Source organism: Phaeovulum veldkampii DSM 11550 (assembly GCF_003034995.1).
Lineage (GTDB): Bacteria > Pseudomonadota > Alphaproteobacteria > Rhodobacterales > Rhodobacteraceae > Phaeovulum > Phaeovulum veldkampii.
The window spans coordinates 23,564-30,651 of record NZ_PZKF01000033.1; the positions used below are offsets into that span (position 1 = coordinate 23,564).

The 7,088-nt window shown below is 63.8% G+C and carries 8 protein-coding genes and 2 pseudogenes; 3 read left to right on the top strand and 7 right to left on the bottom strand.

All coding sequences use genetic code 11. The annotated features are described in order from the left end of the window. Position 1 precedes the first annotated feature (1 nt). Positions 2–160 (top strand): hypothetical protein, encoded by a 159-nt coding sequence (locus C5F46_RS16680; RefSeq protein ID WP_168796760.1) that lies wholly within the window; start codon positions 2–4, stop codon positions 158–160. Here the strand turns inward: C5F46_RS16680 and C5F46_RS12615 are convergent. Both C5F46_RS12615 and C5F46_RS12620 read right to left on the bottom strand, forming a co-directional pair. Next, positions 138–2,447 carry an ATP-binding protein gene (locus C5F46_RS12615; RefSeq protein ID WP_407947322.1) on the bottom strand — a complete coding sequence of 770 codons (2,310 nt, stop codon included), beginning with the start codon at positions 2,445–2,447 and terminating at the stop codon, positions 138–140. The two genes, C5F46_RS16680 and C5F46_RS12615, sit on opposite strands and share 23 nt — an antisense overlap. A 104-nt stretch (positions 2,448–2,551) precedes the next feature. Then, on the bottom strand, positions 2,552–3,718 hold the full coding sequence (locus C5F46_RS12620) for an RsmB/NOP family class I SAM-dependent RNA methyltransferase (protein ID WP_107325709.1): 1,167 nt from the start codon (positions 3,716–3,718) through the stop codon (positions 2,552–2,554). A 326-nt stretch (positions 3,719–4,044) separates the two neighbouring features. On the opposite strand from C5F46_RS12620, the gene C5F46_RS16685 reads away from it, so the two are divergent. Continuing rightward, on the top strand, positions 4,045–4,263 hold the full coding sequence (locus C5F46_RS16685; RefSeq protein WP_181317752.1) for a hypothetical protein: 219 nt from the start codon (positions 4,045–4,047) through the stop codon (positions 4,261–4,263). Positions 4,264–4,464: 201 nt separating this feature from the next. Next, a pseudogene (locus tag C5F46_RS12630) lies at positions 4,465–4,923 on the top strand (recombinase family protein); the annotation flags it as partial. Positions 4,924–4,975: 52 nt separating this feature from the next. Here the strand turns inward: C5F46_RS12630 and C5F46_RS12635 are convergent. The 5 genes and pseudogenes from C5F46_RS12635 to tnpA form a co-directional block, all read right to left on the bottom strand. Beyond that, positions 4,976–5,170 carry a hypothetical protein gene (locus C5F46_RS12635; RefSeq protein ID WP_107325702.1) on the bottom strand — a complete coding sequence of 65 codons (195 nt, stop codon included), beginning with the start codon at positions 5,168–5,170 and terminating at the stop codon, positions 4,976–4,978. 41 nt (positions 5,171–5,211) lie between these two features. Continuing rightward, complete coding sequence (locus C5F46_RS12640) at positions 5,212–5,427, bottom strand: DUF7220 family protein (protein WP_107325703.1); 216 nt, start codon at positions 5,425–5,427, stop codon at positions 5,212–5,214. A gap of 527 nt (positions 5,428–5,954) precedes the next feature. After that, a pseudogene (locus C5F46_RS12650) lies at positions 5,955–6,236 on the bottom strand (IS66 family transposase); the annotation flags it as partial. 59 nt (positions 6,237–6,295) lie between these two features. Next, the gene (tnpB, locus tag C5F46_RS12655) at positions 6,296–6,646 is read right to left on the bottom strand and encodes an IS66 family insertion sequence element accessory protein TnpB (protein ID WP_107325704.1); all 351 of its coding nucleotides are present in this window, start codon (positions 6,644–6,646) and stop codon (positions 6,296–6,298) included. Next, on the bottom strand, positions 6,643–7,088 hold a 446-nt coding region (tnpA, locus tag C5F46_RS12660), incomplete at its 5' end, for an IS66-like element accessory protein TnpA (protein WP_210203001.1). The genes tnpB and tnpA, both read right to left, overlap by 4 nt.

Genomic DNA, 7,088 nt, shown 5'->3' on the forward strand with positions numbered 1-7,088 from the left:
CATGTCGGGCGGATCATGCCCCGGTCGCGCGGGCATGTCGTGCCCGCGCTGCGCCTTGGCCGGAAACCGGATCGGCGAGGCAACTTTCAAACCTGCCAGCCGCACCGAAAGCCTGCGCCCCGAGGCGCTGACGCGGATCAAGACTGGATTTGCCGCGTGACGGTTTCCGTCAGTTCGCTTAGCGAAAACGGTTTGGGCAAAAACACTGCCTTCGGAACAGCAGGGCGGCCATCGTTGAAAACGTCTTCCGCATAGCCCGACATGAACACCACCGGCGTTCCAGGCCGGGATTTCAGCGCCTCGCGCACCCAGCTGGGGCCATCCATTCCAGGCATGACCACATCGGTCACGAAGGCATCGACCTCCAACCCCTGATCTTCCAGAATGCGCAGCGCCTCCTCGGCATGTTCAGCCTCGAAGACCGTATAGCCGCGCAGCTTGAGCGCGCGGCTGGCAAAAGCCCGCACCGCCGCCTCATCCTCTACCAGCAGCACGGTTTCGGCCCCGTTGTGCAGGCTGCGCGCAGGATGCGGCGCGGGGTCTGGCTCGGCCTCGGGCTCGGCAGTCTGGGCATGGGCCGGGAAGTAGAGCGTGAAACAGGTGCCCGCGCCGGGAACGCTGTCACAAAAGATATAGCCGCCCGTCTGCTTGACGATGCCATAGGCGGTGGACAGGCCAAGCCCGGTTCCCTCGCCGGTGCGCTTGGTGGTGTAGAACGGCTCAAATATCTTGACAAGATTGTCCGGTGCGATCCCGATGCCTTCGTCGCTGACGCGGACAATGACATATTCACCGGGCGGCACCGATACGCGGTCGCGCTGAAACACTTGCGGGAAAAAGACATTCTCTGTCTCAATCCGGATCGTGCCACCGCCCGGCATGGCATCGCGCGCGTTCACGACCAGGTTCATGATGACTTGTTCCAACTGCCGCTTGTCGGCCCGGATCAGCCGCAGCGCCGGGTCATGCGCCAGTGTCAGGCGCACCTTTTCGCCCACCAGGCGGTTCAGCAGATGCGTCAGGTCGGCCAGCGCGTCACGCAGGTCGATGATCTGCGGCTTCAGCGTCTGCTTGCGAGAAAATGCCAGCAACTGCCCCACAAGGCTGGCCGCGCGGTTGGCGTTCTGACTGATCTGGTTCAGATCGGCAAAATCCGGGTCGCCCTTGTCATGTCGCAACATCAGCAGATCACAATGCCCGCTGATTGCGGTCAGCAAGTTATTGAAATCATGCGCAACCCCACCCGCAAGCTGACCGATTGCCTGCATCTTCTGGCTTTGCACGAATTGCGCCTCAAGCGTCTTGAGCTGGGTCGCATCCGACAGCACCGCCACGATCACAACCCTGCCCTCTTCGCGCATCCGCGACAGCGTGACCTGCAAAAACATCTCGCCCTCGCCCCGGCGCACCCGCAAGACCTCGGGGCGCCGCTCGGCGCGGCCCTCGGCGGCGTCCCTCAGCCAATCGGCCACCGACCGGCCCAACCCCTCGACCAGGTCGGAAAACCGCTGCTCGCCCTCCACTGGCCCCAGCATGCCCCGCGCGGCGTGGTTGGCGGCCAGAACAAGCCCATCCGGCGCCAGCCGCATCAACGCCACCGGCAAAGCCTCGAACGAGGTCGGATCGGCTGGCGTCGCGCGCCCCGCCGCCAGCGGCAGCAAGAATATCTCGCGTCGGCCACCGACGCCCTCGATCTCGGCCACAAGCGCCCGCACCGGGCCGGATTGGGTGGCGATCTGATGATCTTCCCCCGGCCGCACCGGCAGATCGGCAAATATCCGGTCCAGTGTGCGCACCCGTTCGCCCACCAGCCGCCGCAACGCCTCGTTCATGAACAGGATCGTCCCCGATTTGGAAACGGTCAGCATGGGCAGGCTGATTGTATCCGCGCCGCGCCCGCCAACCGCGCGCTCGGCCATCTGTTCCAGGCGCCACAGAAAGATGCTTTCGCCGATCCGGTGCACCGACAGCCGCACATGCCCGCGGCGCGTCACCAGATCCTCGCGCGCGGCGCCCAGTGCTGTGGCCTTGCTTTGCAGTCGGAACAGAACCGCAGCAGGGCTGGCGAACAGATCTTCCAGCGCGCGGGTCAGGCTTTGGCCGCTGCGCTGGCCAAAGCGGTCAGCGGCGGCGCGGTTCTGAAAGCCGATGGCGCCATCGGCATCGGTGGTAAAGCTGGGCGAGGCATCATGCGCGATGAAATCGGCCAGTTGGCCTTGCATCGCGGCGCGCGCGCGCGCGTGGCGCAGCGTCATTCCCTGCATCAGCGCGGCAAGGGCCACCAACGTGCCCGCCACCCCCATCAGCGCCAAAGATACAGCACGGTCAGGCGCCAGAAAGGCCGCGCCAAGCACGCCCGTAGCCGCCAGAACCAGATAGCCGCCGCCGGCCGACAGCGCCAATGCCGTGCGGGTCAGACTGCCGGGAGACAAGGCAGGATGCGACACGCGAATGCCCTTTCGTCAGAATCGGTCCCCCTATTGCGCACCGAAAGGTTTAAGGGCCGATTAAGCCGCAAAAAACACACAACCCTAGCGTGTGTCAATCTGCATCAAACACGCCTCATCCGCGCCAGATAAAATCCGTCCCCTCCCGACAGCGGCGTCAGACGACGCTCTTCCTCCAGCCGAAAACGCGGGTCGCGGGCCAGAAAGGCCGCGATCTGGGCGCCGTTTTCCGCCGCCAGAAGCGAGCAGGTCATGTAGGCCAGTTGCCCGCCGGGCCGCACCAGCTCTGCCGCGCGTCCAAGAATATCGCGCTGGATCGCCACCAGCGCGACCAGCCGTTCGGGCGTCAGCCGCCATTTCGCCTCAGGCGTGCGCCGCCATGTGCCCGAGCCGGAACAGGGCGCATCGACCAGAACCAGATCCTGCGCCCCCGGCGCCTGACCCGGCGCCACCAGCCCGACCCGGACCCCTGCACGTTCTGCCCGTGCGGGCAGATCGCGCATCCGCCCGGCGTCGATGTCATGCGCCAGATACAGCCCCGGCGCCCGCGCAGCCAGCGCCAGAACCTTGCCCCCGCCACCAGCGCAATAATCCAGCACCGATTGCCCGGCCCGCACCGGCAGCGCCGCCACCATCGCCTGCGAGGCGGCATCCTGCAATTCGACCAGCCCCTCGGCATAGGCCCGCGACGACTGGATCTTACGGGCGCCTTCGATGACCTCAAGCGCGGTGTCCGCCAGCGGATGGGGCTGGCTGACGACCCCCTCGGCGGCCAGCGCGGCCTGCGCCGCCGCGCGTGGGCCACGGGCGAGGTTGGCGCGCAGAAACACCGGAGCACGGGCCTGCTGCGCGGCCATCACCGCCGCAAACTCCGCCCCGAGCGATGCCTGAAGCGCAGGCGCGATCCAGTCGGGGCAATCAAGCGCCACCAGCCCCTCGGGCGCAGCCGCAGCCGCCATCGCCGCCCTCTCGGCCTCGGTCAGCGCGGCGGGGGCAAACCGCGCGCCGCTGAATATCTGTTCCGGGTCGATACCTTGTGCCCGGCACAGGCCCAGCATCAACCCGCGCCCCGACAAGGCCCCGCCGCGGTGTGCCAGTGACCGGCGCCGCCGCAGCGCCTCGAACACGAGATCGCGGATCGCCGCGCGGTCGCCCGACCCGGCAAAACGGTTTCCCCGCGCCCAGGATATCAGCGCCACCTCGACCGGATCGCCCGCCAGATGACGGTCAAGAGCCTCGATTGCGGCGGCGATCCGGGCGGCAGGTGTCATGGTAATCCTTTGAAAAGCGGCAAGGTCCAGCGCGCAAGCAGGCGCCCCCCATACATCATTTAGCGCCAGAACCCGGCGCGCCATCTGGTGTTGCGACAGGAAATCTGGCGCGCCGGAGAGGATGAAACGGGGAACGGCTATGCATTGCAGGCCTATATAAATTCCGATTGAACAATCCGCTATGAACCCCGGGCGGCGAATTCAAGCGTCTTTTTCCGATTCGTTTTCGGCATCTCTCTGATGATGCCGCATTTGGCCGTTGGGATTGGGTTGACTTCAAGTATCGCCCTCCGACCAGTGATCGCCGAAAAGAAAGCTGCCACGTGATGGAGGACAGTATCCTTGTGAACGGCTGCATGCCGCTCAAGGATCGGCCCTCTTTCCTGAGTCGGCTCGTCTCCGGATCGCTCAAGGCGGCCGATGCTGTCAGCTGGTCGAACGTATTCGCCTGGGCGCGCATCGATGAGGTGACGACGACCTACACGGTGGGGAGCCGGGGCGCTGTCACAGCCCCAGAGCTACTGATCTCGGGTCCGAAACCATGAAATCGCGCTGATGCAGATATTCGTGTCACGCCCTGCAAATATTCGTGGCGCGCTACAGTCGCACTTGCCTGCCCAACTCTTAAGTCATTGTTTTAGAAAGTTTTGGCGGAGGGAGTTTGACAAACATCGAACTCTCTCCCGTGCCGATGGTTGCGGCACGGGAGAGTCGCGAAATGCTGCGCACTAGCGGGGGACAGTAACTTGGTCCTAACCTGTGGCGCCGTTGGACCCGTCGGGACCACCAGCTATGCCGTCGCCCGCGGCCTGCAGATCTTGCGCGTGTTCGAGGATTCAGGGCGTTCTGGCCTTCGGCTCGATGGCCGGGAGGCGCTGCAGAACCTGATGGCCGAGGTGCAATCCGGCAAGGCAGATTTCAAGGCGATCCTCGTCTATGACGTCAGCCGCTGGGGCCGGTTTCAGGATGCCGACGAGGGCGCCTATTACGAGCATGTCTGTTCACGCGCAGGGATCAGGGTCCACTATTGCGGCGAGCAGTTCGAGAATGACGGAAGCATCGGCTCGAACCTCCTGAAAACCGTCAAGCGGGTGATGGCGGGCGAGTACAGCCGCGAGCTATCGGTCAAGGTATTCGCCGGACAGTGCCGTCTCGTGGAAGGTCGAGGGGCGCGGACGGGTCTATCGACTGCCCGCTGGCTGATTGGTTTGCCGCCGAAGATCCTATTGCCGCCGTCCCATCATGGGCGGCGGTTTGTCATTTCATCGACAGCAGATCGCGCGCGGCAGCCTGCAGGATGTCCTGCGCCATCCGGGGCTCGCAAGTATAGATGCCGCCCGGTTCAGGTTCGCCGACATTGTCCTCGAACCATTGCCGACCCTCGTCCGAGATCGGACGCAGGACGACGATGGTCCCGTGGTTGTTGATCTCGATGTGTTGCCAGTCGGACATGTGCCAAGGCTAGCATTCGTCGCCCGGCACCGCCAGCGGCGTCAGAGGCGACGCCATCGCTCGAACAACCGCCGCAAGGCGTAACTGCGGCCAAGCGAGACGATTGTAAACACCAGCCCCATCTTCAGGTTCTGCGCCAGCGTGGTCTGCAGCCCGAAGATGGGGAAGATTAGGATCTGCGTAACGACGGCGACGCCATAGCCGACGAGCACGTTGGCGATGGACTCGACCAGCGACATGAGGCGCGACTGCTTCATGCTGCCACCTCATCCATCGGCCAGCAATTCAGCCGCGAGAGTTCGCAGCGCATGCGCCGCAACCAGGGGGACCACACCGTTGCCACAGAGGCGAAGCCGGTCCACCCGGTGGGCCAGCCCATCAGTGCCTCGACGAACAGCGGGTTCAAGGTCCGGCGCGGCTTGGAGGTATCGTTCCCAGCCATCGGCGTCACCAGGACCTGGCGGCCAAGCAGGCCGTTGACCGGGGTGTTCGCCAGTGTCGTAGCCCCGTCCTTGTGATCGCGCGCTGTCGGCGTCATCCACATTCCGGCCGCGTGTGTCAGATCGGCCGTCTTGCGGTTGCCCGCGCTCGGCTTGCAGCCGTCGTTCGCCATCGGCGTCGGCCAATCCCGCGCCATGCGGTCCAGACCCTTTTCGTCCTTCCGCTCGCCACCCCGGCTGCGGAAACTGTCGATCTGGGGCGTCGGCCAGAGCGCTGCCGTTGTTGCGAGGTTCATGCCGTGCTGCCCCGCTTCCTGCGACGGCGTCGGTTTCATCTGCCGGTTCTCGTTGGCGCTGGCGGCAGCTTCCAATTCCTCAAGCTGTAATTCCAACTGATCGATCAGCCGCGCCCGACGTTCCGAGGAGATGCCGTATTTGTCGCGCCGCAGCTTGGCGATCTCCAACTTCAACTCCTGGATCATCGCTTCTGTGCAGGATGCCAAAGCGCGGGCCCGTGCCAATTCGGCTTCCGCAGCTTGCGCACGGGCTTGTGCGGCCTCAGCAGAGGCGATCTGCGCAGCAAGCGCGGCGCGCAATTCGGCGATTTCCAAGGCGGCATCTGGCATGGCAGATGTCTACCATGATAACGATAAAAGACCAATAAAAACAGGCGGTTCTATGCAAATTATCCAGCCGTTTTGGGCCTCTGCGTCCAGCGTGGATTTCTCCAGTCTATGCCCTCCAGAAGATAGCCGAGCTGAGCTGATGATATCGCCACCGCCGTTCCGTCCTGACTGACAGGCCAGATGAACTTCCCTGCCTCGAGGCGCTTCAAGTATAGAGACATGCCGACACCATCATGCCAGAGCAGTTTCACCAGATCACCTTTGCGCCCCCGGAAGCAGAAAATTTCTCCGGCATGTGGATCACGCCCGAGGCCCTGTTGCACCGACAATGCCAAGGTGTTCATCCCGCGACGCATGTCAGTCACTCCACCTGCAATCCACACCTTCGTGCCAGCCGGAAACGCGATCATGGCTGCACCATCAGGCCATTGAGCAGACGCGCAGCAGCCTCCATGTCAAAGCCGGATGGGATCGTGACGCGACAGCGAGGGCCAAGGTCGATCGTTAATGCTGGCGCTGGCGGCGCTGGAACATCATCACGGACAGAGCCGTCTTCGACCTGAAGAACGCGCAAAAATTGCGGGCCGGCCCCAAGCAGCCCATTTTTATGCCTATATCGCCAATCGTAAAGCTGTGATCGGGAAATGTCATGGCGCCGTGCGACCTCCGCCAATGTCACGCCATTGCCATGGCTTTCCTCAACGATCCGGACCTTCTCGTTATCCGACCAACGGCGACGGCGGCCGGTATCAGAGACCGACAAAACTTGAATACGGCGGGTGTTCTCGTGTGCGTCCATAAGGACAATCGATAAACAATCGCAACAACAGACCGCCAGACGGCTCTCGGCGA